Annotated in this window: 12 protein-coding genes and 1 pseudogene; 2 read left to right on the forward strand and 11 right to left on the reverse strand. The window is 47.0% G+C overall.

The genetic code is table 11. From position 1 onward, the window contains the following. Nucleotides 1-1,632: pseudogene (uvrB, locus tag RWJ43_RS03005) on the reverse strand (excinuclease ABC subunit UvrB); the annotation flags it as partial. A gap of 176 nt (nucleotides 1,633-1,808) precedes the next feature. On the opposite strand from uvrB, the gene RWJ43_RS03010 reads away from it, so the two are divergent. Continuing rightward, a complete protein-coding gene (locus tag RWJ43_RS03010) occupies nucleotides 1,809-3,893 on the forward strand; it encodes a tetratricopeptide repeat protein (protein WP_314007606.1) in 2,085 nt (694 codons plus the stop codon). A 23-nt stretch (nucleotides 3,894-3,916) separates the two neighbouring features. On the opposite strand, the gene coaE is transcribed toward RWJ43_RS03010, so the two are convergent. The 7 genes from coaE to RWJ43_RS03045 form a co-directional block, all read right to left on the reverse strand. Then, the gene (gene coaE / locus RWJ43_RS03015; protein ID WP_035432249.1) at nucleotides 3,917-4,531 is read right to left on the reverse strand and encodes a dephospho-CoA kinase; all 615 of its coding nucleotides are present in this window, start codon (nucleotides 4,529-4,531) and stop codon (nucleotides 3,917-3,919) included. A gap of 11 nt (nucleotides 4,532-4,542) precedes the next feature. Further along, nucleotides 4,543-5,166, reverse strand: a complete 624-nt coding sequence (locus tag RWJ43_RS03020; RefSeq protein ID WP_314007610.1) for an ATP-binding cassette domain-containing protein — start codon at nucleotides 5,164-5,166, stop codon at nucleotides 4,543-4,545. Between the two features lie 2 nt (nucleotides 5,167-5,168). Then, complete coding sequence (locus RWJ43_RS03025; protein WP_314007613.1) at nucleotides 5,169-5,933, reverse strand: ABC transporter permease subunit; 765 nt, start codon at nucleotides 5,931-5,933, stop codon at nucleotides 5,169-5,171. Nucleotides 5,934-6,075: 142 nt separating this feature from the next. Further along, nucleotides 6,076-7,092, reverse strand: a complete 1,017-nt coding sequence (locus RWJ43_RS03030) for an ABC transporter substrate-binding protein (RefSeq protein WP_314007616.1) — start codon at nucleotides 7,090-7,092, stop codon at nucleotides 6,076-6,078. Between the two features lie 133 nt (nucleotides 7,093-7,225). After that, a complete protein-coding gene (locus RWJ43_RS03035) occupies nucleotides 7,226-8,287 on the reverse strand; it encodes a M20/M25/M40 family metallo-hydrolase (protein ID WP_035427327.1) in 1,062 nt (353 codons plus the stop codon). An 8-nt stretch (nucleotides 8,288-8,295) separates the two neighbouring features. Next, nucleotides 8,296-9,546 carry a peptidase T gene (pepT, locus tag RWJ43_RS03040; RefSeq protein WP_314007619.1) on the reverse strand — a complete coding sequence of 417 codons (1,251 nt, stop codon included), beginning with the start codon at nucleotides 9,544-9,546 and terminating at the stop codon, nucleotides 8,296-8,298. Nucleotides 9,547-9,608: 62 nt separating this feature from the next. Continuing rightward, a complete protein-coding gene (locus RWJ43_RS03045) occupies nucleotides 9,609-10,403 on the reverse strand; it encodes a gamma-glutamyl-gamma-aminobutyrate hydrolase family protein (RefSeq protein ID WP_314007621.1) in 795 nt (264 codons plus the stop codon). Between the two features lie 234 nt (nucleotides 10,404-10,637). Between RWJ43_RS03045 and RWJ43_RS03050 the strand changes: the two genes are divergently transcribed. Continuing rightward, nucleotides 10,638-12,242 (forward strand): ABC transporter substrate-binding protein, encoded by a 1,605-nt coding sequence (locus RWJ43_RS03050; RefSeq protein ID WP_314007624.1) that lies wholly within the window; start codon nucleotides 10,638-10,640, stop codon nucleotides 12,240-12,242. 95 nt (nucleotides 12,243-12,337) lie between these two features. On the opposite strand, the gene RWJ43_RS03055 is transcribed toward RWJ43_RS03050, so the two are convergent. The 3 genes from RWJ43_RS03055 to RWJ43_RS03065 form a co-directional block, all read right to left on the reverse strand. Next, nucleotides 12,338-13,450: a dipeptide ABC transporter ATP-binding protein gene (locus tag RWJ43_RS03055; RefSeq protein ID WP_314007626.1), complete on the reverse strand. Its 1,113-nt coding sequence runs from the start codon at nucleotides 13,448-13,450 to the stop codon at nucleotides 12,338-12,340. Between the two features lie 2 nt (nucleotides 13,451-13,452). Next, entirely contained in the window at nucleotides 13,453-14,619 is a 1,167-nt protein-coding gene (locus RWJ43_RS03060; protein ID WP_314007629.1) for an ABC transporter ATP-binding protein, read from the reverse strand. A gap of 16 nt (nucleotides 14,620-14,635) precedes the next feature. Then, the coding region (locus tag RWJ43_RS03065; protein WP_314007632.1) for an ABC transporter permease at nucleotides 14,636-15,119 on the reverse strand (484 nt) is incomplete at its 5' end.

The following is a 15,119-nucleotide window of genomic DNA, read 5'->3' on the forward strand; positions in this document are numbered from 1 at the left end:
AAGAATAGCTACGAGAGAAACCTCTGGAATATCAAGTCCTTCTCGCAAAAGGTTAATTCCAACCAGTACGTCAATCTTTCCCTGGCGCAAATCTCTAATGATTTCTACGCGGTCAAGCGTAGCGGTATCCGAGTGCATATAGTTGACTTTAATGCCCTCATCTAGCAGGTGATCTGTAAGATCTTCTGCCATTCTTTTAGTAAGCGTGGTAACAAGAACGCGCTCTTTTTTTGCTACTCTCTCTTTGACCTCTGAAATAAGATCATCAATCTGACCCCTTACTGGTCTGACATCAATCTTTGGATCTAGGAGGCCAGTTGGACGAATAATCTGCTCAACCTGTTGTTGGGCAACCGTCTCTTCGTAGTCTCCAGGAGTTGCAGAGACGTAAATAAACTGTGGAATACGTCCCTCAAATTCGTCAAATCTGAGCGGCCTGTTATCAAGTGCAGAAGGAAGTCTAAATCCGTGATCTACCAGCGTAACCTTACGAGACCTATCACCCTCATACATACCTCTTATTTGAGGAACGGTAACATGTGACTCATCAATGATGCAAATCATGTCTTTAGGGAAATAATCAATGAGTGTATAGGGAGGCTCACCGGGAGCACGCCCATCTAAATGGCGCGAGTAGTTCTCAATACCATTGCAATAACCCATAGTCTCAAGCATCTCTAGATCATAGTTTGTCCTCTGAGCAAGACGCTGAGCTTCTAGCAATTTATCGTTTTCTTTACGCTCTTTAACACGAGCTTCCATCTCTTACGAGAGTGTTGTAAGAGCATTGGTAATCTTTGGACGCTCAGTAACGTAGTGAGATGCTGGCCAAATTGGAATAGCATCAAACTCTCTAAGCACTTCTCCCGTTACATTGCTAACCTCTGAAATACTTTCTACTTCATCACCAAAGAACTCAATACGCAGCGGATTTTCTGCATACGGCGGGAACACATCAACAACGTCTCCACGAACCCTAAACATACCGCGCTGCAGGTCGTAATCATTTCTATCGTACTGAACATCAATAAGATCTTTAATAAAATCATCGCGCTCAAGAGGAACAGATTTATCTACATTAGGTGCAAGACCTGCATAATCTTGAGGGCTACCAATACCGTAAATACACGATACAGATGCAACTACAATGACATCTCGTCTAGATAGAAGCGATGAAGTTGCCTGGTGACGGAGCTTCTCTACCTCTTCATTGATGGAAGCATCTTTTTCTATGTACGTATCAGACTGCGGAACATATGCCTCTGGCTGGTAGTAGTCATAGTAGGAGACAAAGTACACAACAGCGTTGTTAGGAAAGAGCTCCTTCATCTCTGAAGCAACCTGTGCAGCTAGTGTTTTATTGGGTTCCATAATAAGCGTGGGGCGGTTGAGCTTCTCGATAGTTTTAGCCATAGAGAAGGTCTTACCCGAACCCGTAACACCTAAGAGCGTCTGGTACCTAAGCCCGTCTTCAATTCCTTGAGCAAGCTTTTCTATTGCCTGTGGCTGGTCACCTGCGGGTTCAAAAGGAGATACTACCTGAAGCTTCTCTTCTCCTACTTCACGACCAAATCGGCGCAGTTCAGCACCTATATATTCTTTATGTTGATCTTCAGCATGAGATGCATCCATGAGATTCTCCTTTTCTTGTGAAAGTAGTATACCCCACTTCTCAAAACTGAAACACTTGTTCTATACTATTTATAAATTGCAGTATAGTTTCAAAGTGTGACGGGTAATAAATACATTACCTATATGCGTTAAACTAGCATTTAAATAAACAAGTTACATCAGATAAAGGAGATACCTTGGGCGTCTCAGATCTTTTCTCGCTAAATAAAGCTTCAAAGCAACCTCAGGGTTCTACCCTAGAGAAGATTTTGCTGCGCTCAAATAATGTCATTGCCGCTCTTAAAGACCTTGTTGCAAACAATCAGATTGCAGAGGCTGGTCTTCAAGAGATGCTGATGCGCTCTAAAAATCTCGAGAATACCAATCTGCCCAAGGGCGATGTTCATAAGCTGGACAGAACGGGTCGCTGGTGGTTCAACGCTAACACAATGGAGTGCGCACCAGAAGAGTACGATGCTTTTATTGCAACAGAAGCAATCCTCAACATTTCACAAGATGTTGAAGCCCTAAAGAATACACATGCTTCTGAGACAGATCTTCAGCTTGTTCGTACTACCCTCTCGCAGGTAGCAAGTCTCATGCCCAAGTCAGCTTCTCTTTCTGAGCAGGTTGCTCCTTTTAGCGGTAACGCTGATGGCAGCTCAGACTGGATGAAGCGTCTCTGGTTTGCCAACTACGTTGAGAACACGCCATTCCCTTTTAGGATGGTGTATAACTTCTCCTACAATCCACAACTTGATATTTTGGTATTCGAGTTCTTTGTAGCTCGTCCTCGCTGCTTTAGTTTCTTATCCGCAGAAAAGGCAGAGCAAATTGCAGCGGCGCGCGCTTACGCGCTGCGTACTTCTCTTTGCGTGGCTCGTATGGCACTTCAAAGCTGCAAAATCTCTCGCGTCTGCATCAACGGCAGCTTGCGCGGAGAAGAACGCATTGTCCTATCCATGGACTTAAACGAGGCTGCTCTTGCTCGCCTCTTGCCTACTGCAGCAAACACTCAAATTGACGGCAACAGCTTCCCACAAGATCCAGCGCTCAGAGTTTCTTTTGACTCTGAAGGTTGGTTTAGCGAAGTTGAGCCTTTTATGAAGCCAACAGACGAGTGGGTTTCTCCTCGTAGCTTCTTTGAAATGCCAGACCTTTCTGATCGCCCCTGCTCGTCAGCAGTTACTGCTGTTTGTGGAGCCCAAAAGGTAAGTGACCTTGGATACTCTGAGGCATCTCATCGCATTAGGCTTTGGAACACCACTCTCAACAACATCCCAAAAGATGCCTCTACCGCAGATGCAGTTGGTAAATTTGAGGAAGCAAAAGCTTCAACTTCTGATATTTACGCCATTGAAGGCTTTGATAGAGTCATCCATGGCCTGGTTGAGGGCACTATTGATTTCTCGGACAGAAGGTCTATGGCCGAGAAATTCCTCTTTGGTTCGCCTTTGCAAAAAACGCTTCAATCCATAAATAACATCATGGATGGAGAGCCAGATGCAGACGCTCTAGAAAAGGTGCTTGCAGAGCTTGAGTCTCAGGTTTCACCAACCCTTGATATGGGTCTGTATCTGGATGACTCTGATTCTATCTACAGATATTTTGATTCCCTCTCAGAGCGCGTAGCTTATAACCTTGCATTCCCCAATGAGCCAAGAAAACTGGTGCTTATTCCAGACACCTATTTTATGTCTTTAGCAAGAATGGCTCGCGCCTACAACCTGCTTGAACAGCCAGAAAAAGCAGAACGCTATGCACAAGAAGCCCATAGAATTTCTCCTTTGGGAATTGATGCAACGCTGCTATTGGTAAGAACATTAGAAGATCAGTCAAAAGTTTTTGAGGCTGCAAAGCTGCTCAAAGACCTTATCGCACACATTTTCTCTAGCTCAGATGTTGCTCTGGTGTACTATCGCTTGGCCTATATGGAGTGGAAGCTAGGACGCTCTGATCTTTGTGCAGCTTGCTATCAAATGGCAATAATTATCGGTGGCAGTGTTGCTCAACCTGCAAAAGAAGAGCTTGAAGACCTTCTTAAGGCAGACGCTTCTGTTAAGAAACTAGATACCCCTCAAGAAGTCTTCTCGTTCCTTAAGCAAAATGGTGTTCCTGTCTTTGATCAGAAAGCTGTGTTTAACAAGGCAGTTGCTATTGGCAGCGCATGTGTTAACGATGGCATTTATTGTGTTGGCCAAAACATGCTCAAGAACTGCCTTGAAATTACCTTTGATGATGCAGCTGCCAAGGTAGAGAGTTCACTGAGGACACCCTTCTAGAGGCCGCGCACGTAAGCTATAACTTATTGCTCTGAATGCTGGTTAAACCGAGCGTTTAACCAAAGTTCTACCTGTGCTTTAAGATCATCAAGGCCTTCAGAGTTTACAAACACCGTATCTGCCTGATTACGCAAATACGTATCGGAAGGCTGATGCGCTATACGCTGCTCAAACTCTTGGCGAGAAGATCCTCGCTGTTCAGCGCGTTCTGCTCTCAGTTCCAAAGGCGCTACAACAACAACAACTTCATCAACCAGCTCAAGCAAGTCTTCAACGCGGTCAAGCAGCGGAACCTCTACAAAGCAGAACTGAGCATCTGCAGCAGGAGCCTCTTTTGTGAGGAATTGACGCATATATTCCCTGATAAAAGGCATCTCAAGCTCTTCTAAGAGCTCAGCAGATTCTCTAGTGGCAAAAGCCCTACGACCAAGCTCTCGTCTATTAATCTCATGAGTAACGGGATCCAACAGATCGTTACCAAAAGCCTCTGCCACACGATACGTACACTCGCATCCAGGTCTCAGAAGTCTACGAGAAACCTCATCAAGGTCAAAGCGCAGACCACCTGCTGCTTCAAACATTTTAGAAACAGTTGATTTACCAGACGCCATTCCGCCGGCGAGAATTACCTTGTACATGTAGTTCACTCCTATAACTGCAGTGCTGTATAAGAGCCTAGCAGTTTTACTTCTTCAGGAGTATGAGTTACCCAAATTACAACTTTTGATTCAATGAACGGTTTGACAGAGGCAATAACCTGCTGCTTAAGCGCTTCGTCTAATCCCTTGAGCGGCTCATCAAAGAGCAAGATGTCTGCATCTGCAAAGAGTGTACGTAAAAGAGCAACGCGTCTCTTTTGACCACCGGAAAGCTCAGAAACAGGATTGTTTTCTGTTCCTTCAAGTCCTACCTCACAAAGCGCCTCTTTAATACGCTTTCGGGCGCTTTGTTTTTGCTCCTTTGAGTGCAACTGTATAGCAAGCATGATATTTGCCATAACGCTCAAGTTTTCTAGCAGTCTATCTTCCTGAAACATCATGACCGTTTTAGTGTCAGGCGCTTTAAGCACTGTGCCTGAATCAGTCACTTCAAGACCACAAAGAATACGAAGAAGTGTTGTTTTACCTGCTCCAGAGGGCTCAGAGAGTACGTACACTCCCCTCTCAAATTTGTAGGAAAAATCATCAAGCACAACCGTATTACCAAACGATTTAGTGATGTTTTTTACCTCAAGCAACTGCTCGGTTGCATAGGCACAATTAGTTGTGTTCATACTCATGAGCAGCTCTTTTCTAACCTTGCAGCAGCCCATGAAACTAACCGCATCACGATCTTCTCGCCAAGTGCGCTCATCACAATAACCACAAGCGTCCACGCAAAAAGGGCTGGCGTATCCAAATACACTTTAGCGTTATAGAGGTGCTCGCCAATGGAGAATGTGGGAAGGCCAATGACCTCGGCAGCAATTCCCGACTTCCAGCAAAATCCCATGGCAAGTGAGGTGGCTGTCTTAAGCGAGGGCATAATCTGCGACAAATAAATTGATTTAATGCGATGCCAACCGTGAATGTGGTATACATCAGCCATCTCAATAAGCTGCTGGTCAGTGCTGAGGAGCCCCTCAAGTACTGCAATGTAGATGATGGGAAGTGCCATCAAAAATGAAATTGAAATTGAGAGGTAGGGCGTGCGAACCCAGATTAGTAGCAAGATGACAAACGATGCCACGGGAATTGATTTAATCGTAGAAATAAGCGGCTCAAAAAGAATCTTGATCAGTTTGTACTTAAAACTCAAAAACGCCAGCAAGGAGCCAACGGTAAAAGCAAGTGCTCCACCAGCAAAAATACGTAAAAGAGAAAGTCCAATAGAAACCCAAAACTCGCGCAGTTGAGCTAGCGAGAAAAGCGTCTGAATGGTCTGAATAGGTGAAGTTAAAACAATATCCTGATTGATGACAACAGCAGCCATCTGCCACACGACAAGCCAAAATACCAGTGCACCTAAACGTGCTCCCCAGCTAGAAGCAACTTTGCGCACAGTCGGTTTGCCTTGCACGCGGCCCACACCTTGGGTCTGACCTACGCTTTGGGCCTGATCGTTTTTCTCGACAGAAAAATCTGCCGAGGCAGCGCCTTTCTTGGCGCCACCTCGGGCAGAAATACTATCTTTTATGTGCGGGTTATGCGCCAAAGTAGAAATCGTCTCCAGGAACCTGTCCGCCTACTGCCTGAGGATTAGCCTCAGCCAGAATGCCTAAATAACTTGAAAGCGCCGTCTTCATATCTGCGCCGTCGATATACGTAATATTACACTTAGGCAACGCAACCTTGGCAATAGGCTCTGGGACAATACCATATTTGCCCACAAGTGTGGCGGCATCGTCTGGATGATCTACCGCAAACTCAACCGAGTCTTTGTAGTGAGAAAGTAAAGCTGTAACGGCATCTGGAGAATCTGAGATAAGCTTTGAGGAAATAATAGTGACGCCTGCAATCAGCTTGCTCTGAGGATTGACAGCCTCCCACTCAGCGCCAAGGTCGATTGCAACGCGAATCTGGCTGTTCTTGCTTTGTGCCACCGTAACAAAAGGCTGTGGGAGCAGCGCAATTCCCTCTGGGTCTTGAGCTAAAGCAGCAACACACTCGGTGTGCTCACTCTTCCACTCAACCTGGACATCCTCGCCAAGCGTCATACCGTTTTTGCTTAACAGATAGGATAAGGCGTACTCAGGAACAGCACCTTTACCAGAGGCGTAGAGTGTCTTTCCCTTAAGATCAGCAAATTTAGAGATAGCGTTACCTGTCTCAACAATGTAGAGAACATTGAGTACATTAAGACAAGCTACCTTGTATGCACCCTTAGTCTTGTTAAAGAGTGTAGCTGCAAGGTTTGCAGGAATAGATGCAACGTCCACATCACCCTGAGCAACCTTGGCAACTACCTGATCAGGAGCATCCAAGATCTCAAAGGAATAGTTGTTGTCCGTGATATTTTGCGCTTCAACCTCACTCATAAACTTAACTAAGCCCATGGCGGTAGGCCCTTTAAGTGTTGCAACTCTTACGGCAACAGGCTCAGACTTTTTTTTCTCTTCTGAAGCATTTTCTTGAGGCTTCTCTTGACCTGTTCCAGAACAGCCGAAAAGTGCAGCAGCTGGAATAAGACCTGCAAGCTTAAGAAACGAACGTCTATCCATGAATCACTCCTGACTCGAAAAGTTAACTAAGGCTACCTTATCACGTCTACGGCAAAATTCACACGATATACAGCATATCTTACAAACTCTTTGATACATCCATGTAGGCAAAACGTGCCCATGGCGAGAAAAACTAGTTCTTCTCGCCATATCCAAGGACGTACGCACGGCACAGGTTCTCGGTGCCGATAATTGCATCGATGTGGCAACGCTCACGACCGTGAGTGTTGAGGCATGCTGGGCCAAATGCGCCGCTCTTAAGATCGTTGCCGGAGAAATATGCAGCGTTAGCATCAGTTGAGAAGTGGAAGGCAACCTGCTGGTTCCACTTTTCTGGCTCAACAACCTCCTGCGCACACGCAATAAGTTTGTTGGAAACTTCCCAATCGTAAGGCGAGCGAATATCAGAAACAATGATGCCTACGTGGTGCTCGTTTGAATTGTAGTCAGGGCCAATAAGGGTAATGTCCAGCGATACGTACTCATCCACCTCAACAGGCAAGAATGCGCCGCCGTGACCAATCTCCTCGTACATGGGGAATGCAAACAAGGTGTTATAGAGGGGTTTCTCGCCAGACTGTGCAAGCCAACGGAGCGTATGAAGCTGCGCTGCAACACAAGCCTTATCGTCGATAAAGCGAGAAACCATATAGCCGTTGTCATACATCTCAAAGTGTGGGTCAATAGCAACAACCGCGCCCTCGGAAACGCCCAGTGCACGAGCTTCCTCAGGGGAAGAAACGTCAGCGATAAGCGAGATGGACATATTGTCCTCGTTGCGCTCCATGGTTCTAGCGTCTTCAAAGACGTGAACGGAGTGGTGGTTGCAGATTACCTGGCCGTCAACAACGGAGCCGTCTCTACAGACAACGTGGCAGGTCTCGCCCTCAATGCTGTGGTAGTTGATGCCACCCAGCTGACGAACGCGCAGCGTACCGTCTGAGTTGAAGCCACGGACAATCAGGCCAATGGTATCAAGGTGAGCATTAACGCCAACAGTCTTGCTGGTATCCTTGCCTTCTACCAGGACGTATGCAGTAGCCTTATTGTCAATTTGAAGCTCATAGCCTGCCTCAGCGACAAGCTCACGGAGCAGCTCGTGAATGCGCTCATAGTAGCCAACAGGACTATCGCACTCAACAAGTTTCTTTGTAGTGTCAATCAGATACTGTGTATCAGTCTCAAAATGAGTCATGAAATCTCCTAGTTTTGTGGATGGGTGTAGAGCTCTACCAGGTGCTCAAGCATGTCAACCATGCTCTCAAGCTCTGGGACAGGAACAAACTCTCTGACACCGTGAGCATTGTAGTAGCAAGCAGAAAGATTAGCGCACGGGAATCCTCTAAAGGAAAGCTGGGATCCGTCGGTGCCGCCACGCATTGGAATGCAGGTCATTTCTACGCCGACCTTCTCGTATGCAGTGCGTGCATTCTCGATTAAGTGCGCATACTCAGGCTTTAATACGATGTCAGCCAAGTTGTGATACTGGTCGTGAATCTCAACGGAAAGTACCTCAGAGCCAATCTGCTTGTTTACATACGCCGCAGCGTCAACCATCAACTGCTTGCGACGCTCAACCTTTGCCTGATCGTGGTCACGAATAATGTAATCAGCGCGAGCAGACTCGCAATCACCATTGACGCGTTCCAGATAGAAGAAGCCATCATAGCCCTCAGTGAACTCAGGACGCTCCGCAGGGGGAAGCAGCTCGTGGAAGCGCATGATTGCCTCAGACGCATTAATCATCTGGCCTTTTGCGGTACCTGTATGAACCGAAAGTCCGTGAGCACGTACAAACACCTCAGCGGCATTAAACGTCTCGTAGCAGAACTCACCAAAGGGACCGCCGTCAATGGTATAGCCATACGCAGCACCAAAGGTATCAAGGTCGAGAAGAGCAGCGCCGTGGCCAATCTCCTCATCAGGAACAAAGGCAAGTGCGATGCGTGGGTGCTTAAGCTCTGGATGCTCTTTGTAGCGAGCGAGCAAGCTGACCAGCATGGCAATGCCAGCCTTGTCGTCGCCGCCAAGCAGCGACGTGCCATCAGTGGTAACCAGCTGCCAACCAACCATATGCTCAAGCTGAGGATTTGTCTCAGGGCTGATATAGACCTCTCTACCCTCGCGATCAGAACCAACTACCAGCTTGCCGCCCTCATACGTAACAACCTGAGGATGAACGGGGTTACCCCAAGACTGCCAAGCCGTATCAATATGGCAGCAGAAACCAAGAGTTGGAAGGTCCTCCAAACCCTTGCTTGCCGGCCAGTGAGCAACCACGTAGGCGTGCTCATCAACAACTACATTTTCTGCACCAAGCTCACGAAGATCAGCCGCAACAACCTCAGCCATCTGGTGCTGAGACTCAGTTGAAGGAACGGCATCTGCCGTCAGAGGATTAGACTGAGAAGAAACCTTGCAATACGCAATAAATCTATCTAGAACGTCACTCATAAAACTCCCTTACAAAAAACTGCGCTAACCAAATAGTTAACGCAGTTTAGAGTATCAATGTATTAACGAGAAGACCGTGAGGCTCGTGAAGCTGTAACAAAGGATTTCCAAAGTTCGCAATCAGCCTTGCTGTAATGCCATCCATACTCTGGATGCCACTGTACGCCTAAGGCAAACGTCTTCCCCTTGACCTCAGCGCCTTCAATAATGCCGTCTGACGCATAGGCAACTACCGTAAGTTCAGAAGACACCTTTCGGAGTGCCTCATCGTGATATGAATTTGCCTGAATGTCCTCTACCTGGCCCAAGGCGTTGTATAGCAAAGAGTCTTTTTGAACATGAACAGCATGAGCTGGATGATACAGATTTGCTGAATGAGTCCAGAAAGTATGATTTTCTGCTGGCTCCATGGTATGCAGATCTTGTACAAGCGTACCGCCCAGCACAACATTTAAAAGCTGAAGGCCACGGCAAATAGCAAGTAAAGGTTTATCTGCAGCAAGTACCTGCTTTACCAGCTCAAACTCAAGCGCATCTCGTATAGGACACAAACGATTAAGGTCGCGTGGTTCTTCTCCCCAATTGCGAGGGTCAACATCATGACCACCAGTGAGGCAGAAGCCGTCACACATCTCAACAAACTGACCAATAACTTCTGGATCTTCTGTTAAAGGCATCATGATTGGAATGCCGCCAGCTGCAAGAATGGCATCAAACTGAATTTGTGATACAGAAGCAGAATCAGAAAAATTTTCTTCAGGCATCCAACGAGGGGTTACACAGATAAGAGGACGCTCAGAAGCAGGAAGATCTGGAACATCATTGAATGCATCTTTTACGATATCTGGAATAACCACAAAACCCTCTTATCAGTCAGTACTTCTATCTAAATTCACGTTAAAGGTATACCCTTAATGAGTCTATGACTTTATCGCTTTTACGTTCTTCATGCCACCCTGACAACTCTTCCTTCACAATGTTTTTTCACTCATGAAACATTTTTCTGTATTGCATACAATTAATTTGGGTATTAAGAAGCCAGTTCTTACATTTAAACTTCATGTTTTGAAGATACAAACGGAAGGCGCCCTATGAAAGAGCATGTATTTACTAACCTTTCCCGTAAAACATTCTTACGTGGATCTTTGGCGGCTGCCGTTGCCGCTAGTTCTGCTTCACTACTTTCTGCTTGTGGCGGTTCAGCTGGCGGAGACTCTGATAAAAAAGTATTGCGCTTTGGCGTAAATAACCCAAAGGTAACCTTTGATACTCAAAAGACTTCTGGTTCTGTTGGCGTATCTGAGGCAGTTGCAGAATCTTTGCTGGTGCTTAACCCAGACACAAAAGAAATTGAGCCAAACCTGGTAACTGGCCTTCCTACCGTCTCTGATGATGGTCTTACCTACTCATATGAGCTTAAGGATGGCATCAAGTTCCACAACGGAGAGACCCTTAAGTCCTCTGACGTTAAATACACCTTGACGCGTATGTTCTTGCCAGCTACTAAGGCAACCTCAATTGACTCGTACGCATACATCGAGGGTGCTAAAGACATCATTGCCGGCACAACAGAGGAACTTTCTGGTGTTGTTATTAAGGATGACCGTCACTTTGACATCAAACTGACTCAGCCTTATTCAACCTTTAATGCAATTATGGCTCAGTTCTACGCTGTTATCTACCCAGAGAAGGCTTGCAAAGAAGCCGGTGAGGCATGGGGTACTGAGACCAACTTCATTGGTACTGGCGCTTATAAGCTTGTTTCAAACGACAGCACTACTGAGGTTGTTCTTGAGGGATTTGCTGACTACCATGAGGGCAAGCCTGGCCTAGATGAGCTCAGATTTGTTTACATCGATGATGCCAATACTCGTATTCTTAACTATAAGAACAATGATGTTGACCTGGTCTTTATTTCTCAGTCTCTTATCCAGCAGTACCAAAATGATGAGTCTATTTCCAAAGAGATTGTCAACTACACACCTGCATCCACGCAGTTTGTAAACTTGAACCTTAAGAGCGAGAACCTCAAAGATGTTCGCGTTCGTCAGGCACTCTCTATGGCAATTGATAGAGACACCATTTGTAGCACCATTCTTTCTGGTGTTGCAAAGCCTGCTAAGTCGTTTATCCCATCTTCTGAGACCGGCTACAACGAGTCCGCTCCAGAGTTTGAGTACAACGTAGACAAGGCAAAGCAACTTCTTGCAGAGGCTGGTGTTTCTAACCTCACTCTTAACGCACAGGTCAGAAGCCAGGATCAGAACCTCATGGTTGCCCTTCAGGATGCTTGGTCCAAGATTGGCGTTACCTGTAACGTAATTGTTATTGACTCTGGCGTTTGGAGCGACGCACGTACCAACGGAGAGCTTGAAGTCACTCTTGTTACCTGGTCTACTCTCTCGTTCCAGGGTGTTGAGCACATGGGCTCTTACTTCCGCTCTGACCGCGCTGCAAAGAAGTCTTCCTTCTACAACAGCACCGAGTTTGACAGCCTGGTTGATCAGGCTCGTTCAACCGTTAACGACAACGATAAGGTCCTGGAGCTTACCCGTCAGGCAGACAGTCTTATGACTCACACAGACTATGCTTGCCTGCCTATCGACTGGCCTCAGATGCCTTACGTCTTGAAGCCAGAGTTTACCGGCCTCACCGTTTTGGTTAACCCTCACTTTGATAAGGTTAAGAAGAAGTAAGCGTTTCCTTCATACAAAACAAGGGCGAGAAGATCAATTGGTCTTCTCGCCCTTTTGTGTTTGTAAGCCGTTTTAAGACACGACAACAGTAGGCGCTACTCGGAAATCTTCTCCTCAAGGCGCGCTTCTTCTACGGCCTTCTGAGCCGCCTCAATAGCATGTGCAACCTGAGGTATGCGGTCGGAATCAGAAAGCGACGCGTCGTACAAGTGGCAGGCGCAGAAGTGACCCGGCTCAGCCTCGATGCGCTCAGGAATGCGCTCGGAGCAAACCTTCATTGCCTTAGGGCAGCGTGTGTGGAATACACAACCCGAAGGTGGATTTGCAGGGCTTGGAACATCGCCTTGAAGAATACGCTTCTCTTGGATACGCTCGTGACGAATACGAGGAATAACGTCAAGAAGTGCCTGAGTATAGGGGTGCAAAGGATGCTCAAAGAGGGCATCTTTTGTAGCAAACTCCATCTGGTGGCCCAGGTACATGACCATAACAGTATCTGCAATGTGGCGGACAACCGAGAGGTCGTGACTGATAAAGATATATGCCAGACCGTGCTCTTTCTGCAGCTCTTCAAGCAGGTTAATTACGTTTGACTGAACAGAAACGTCCAGTGCAGAATCAGGCTCGTCGCAGACAACAATCTCTGGCTCAAGCACAATAGCGCGCGCAATACCAATACGCTGACGCTGACCACCCGAGAACTCATGAGGGTAGCGGTACTTAAACTCAAGGTTAAGGCCAACTTCCTCCATAACCTCTTCAATGCGAGCATCGCGCTCTGCCTTTGTCTTATACGTACCCGCGATATCAATTGGCTCGCCAATGATATCCATGACCGTCATACGAGGGTTTAGTGAGCTGTAAGGATCCTGGAAAATAAGCTTCATCTTCTGACGTGCACGCTTGAGGTCTTCTCCCTTAAGCGAGGTGAAGTCTTCCCCATCAAGCTCAACCGTACCAGAGGTTGGCTCGGTGAGGCGCAGCACGCACTTGCCGGTTGTAGACTTTCCGCAGCCAGACTCGCCAACAATAGCCAGAGTCTCTTTGCGCCTAAGGTCAAACGAAACATCCTCAACCGCATGAACTGAAGCGTTTGAACGACCAAAAACACCGTTTTTAATGGGGAATCGCTTAACCAAGTTCTTTACGGACAAGATAGTTTTCTCGCCAGAAAGGTCCTTAACGTCTGTGTTTTTCTCTTCTGCCATGACTACTCACCCCACTCATCAGTGTATTTCCAACAGCTGACAGTATGGCAATTGTCTTCACCAACAGCAGTCAAGCCAGGACGACGGTTCTTACAAATGTCCTTAGCAAACGGACAACGTGGATGGAACGGACAGCCAGAAGGCATGTGAGAAAGCATAGGAACGCTACCAGGAATTGCATAGAGTTCCTTGGTGTGCTCGTCAAACGATGGAATGGATGCAATCAGGCCCTGAGCATAGGGGTGCAGAGGGTTAGTAAAGAGCTCTGCAGACTGCGCATACTCAACACGATGACCAGCGTACATGACAAGAACCCAGTCAGCCATCTCGGAAACAACGCCCATATCATGCGTAATCAGCATGACGGCGGTACCCAAGTCTTGCTTCATGCGGTCAATGATCTGCAGAATCTGTGCCTGAACCGTTACGTCAAGCGCGGTTGTTGGCTCGTCACAGATAAGCAGCGAAGGCTGGCACGCAAGTGCCATAGCAATCATGACACGCTGGCGCATACCACCAGAAAGCTCATGAGGATATGACGAGAAGACCTTCTCTGGTGCAGGAATACCCACCAGTTTGATCATATCAAGGGCCTTCTGATCTGCCTCCTGTTTGCTCATGTTGGGATTATGAACAAGGATGCCCTCACGAATCTGAAGACCAGATTTCATTACAGGGTTCAAGGAGGTCATAGGCTCCTGGAAAATCATGCCAATGCGATTACCACGGAAGTCACGCATGCCACCACGAGGAAGCTGAGTTAAATCAGTTCCCTCAAAAATAATTTCTCCGCCGGTAATTTGTGCAGGAGGTGTGGGAAGCAATCCCATAACCGACAAAGCCGTCATGGACTTACCGCAGCCAGACTCTCCTACTACCGCAAGAGTCTCGCCTTTTCGCATGATAAACGAGAGGTCACTTACTGCAGGAAGTGCGCCATCTTCGGTGAAGAGCGTGACATCAAGATGATTGACGTCGAGAAGAACGTTTTTCTTGCACTGTTCTTCTCGCTCCTTCTGAGTGGTCTCTTGCGCAAGGAGGCGCTCTTCAAGGCTGCAAAATTGCACAGACTGACCGTTAGGACCCTCAATGACGTGCTCACATGACGCATCTTTGGTCTCTTTTGTCTGATCACTCTCTTGTGCAAGAGCATCTGTTTTTTCTGCCATCAACGTAACCTCCTTTCTAAGAACGCATCTTTGGATCAAGGGCGTCGCGAAGGGCGTCGCCGAGCAAGTTAAAGGACATAACTGTAATGATGATGACAATACCTGGGGCAATGCTGTAGAGAGGCTGTGATGCAAGGTATGGCTGAGACGCCGCAATCATTTGGCCCCAACTTGCCTCAGGCGGCTGAACGCCCAATCCCAAGAACGAAAGCGTTGCCTCAGAAAGAATTGCACTTGGAATACCCAAGGTAGAAACAACAATCAGCGTTGACATACAGTTAGGCAAGAGATGTTTCATGATGATGCGGAAGCTATTACCGCCAGACAGAATACAAGACTGAATGTATTCAGAATTCTTCAGGCGCATGACATCGCCACGAATCAGCCTTGCGGTGGTAGTCCACATTAAAAGACCTAATGCAATATAGAGATTGATGAGACCTGGACCCATAACAAACATAATCAAAATTGCAAAGAGCAAGAATGGGAAGCTGGAGAAA

The sequence above is a fragment of the Lancefieldella parvula genome (assembly GCF_963530955.1).
Classification (GTDB): domain Bacteria; phylum Actinomycetota; class Coriobacteriia; order Coriobacteriales; family Atopobiaceae; genus Lancefieldella; species Lancefieldella parvula_A.

Excerpts from the sequence above, each read along its gene's own strand:
- RWJ43_RS03055 (WP_314007626.1), bottom strand. The coding sequence starts at position 13,450 with ATGGCAGAAGAGAAAAACACAGACGTTAAGGACCTTTCTGGCGAGAAA.
- RWJ43_RS03020 (WP_314007610.1), bottom strand. The coding sequence starts at position 5,166 with ATGAACACAACTAATTGTGCCTATGCAACCGAGCAGTTGCTTGAGGTA.
- RWJ43_RS03060 (WP_314007629.1), bottom strand. The coding sequence starts at position 14,619 with ATGGCAGAAAAAACAGATGCTCTTGCACAAGAGAGTGATCAGACAAAA.
- RWJ43_RS03050 (WP_314007624.1), top strand. The coding sequence starts at position 10,638 with ATGAAAGAGCATGTATTTACTAACCTTTCCCGTAAAACATTCTTACGT.
- coaE (WP_035432249.1), bottom strand. The coding sequence starts at position 4,531 with ATGTACAAGGTAATTCTCGCCGGCGGAATGGCGTCTGGTAAATCAACT.
- RWJ43_RS03035 (WP_035427327.1), bottom strand. The coding sequence starts at position 8,287 with ATGACTCATTTTGAGACTGATACACAGTATCTGATTGACACTACAAAG.
- RWJ43_RS03030 (WP_314007616.1), bottom strand. The coding sequence starts at position 7,092 with ATGGATAGACGTTCGTTTCTTAAGCTTGCAGGTCTTATTCCAGCTGCT.
- pepT (WP_314007619.1), bottom strand. The coding sequence starts at position 9,546 with ATGAGTGACGTTCTAGATAGATTTATTGCGTATTGCAAGGTTTCTTCT.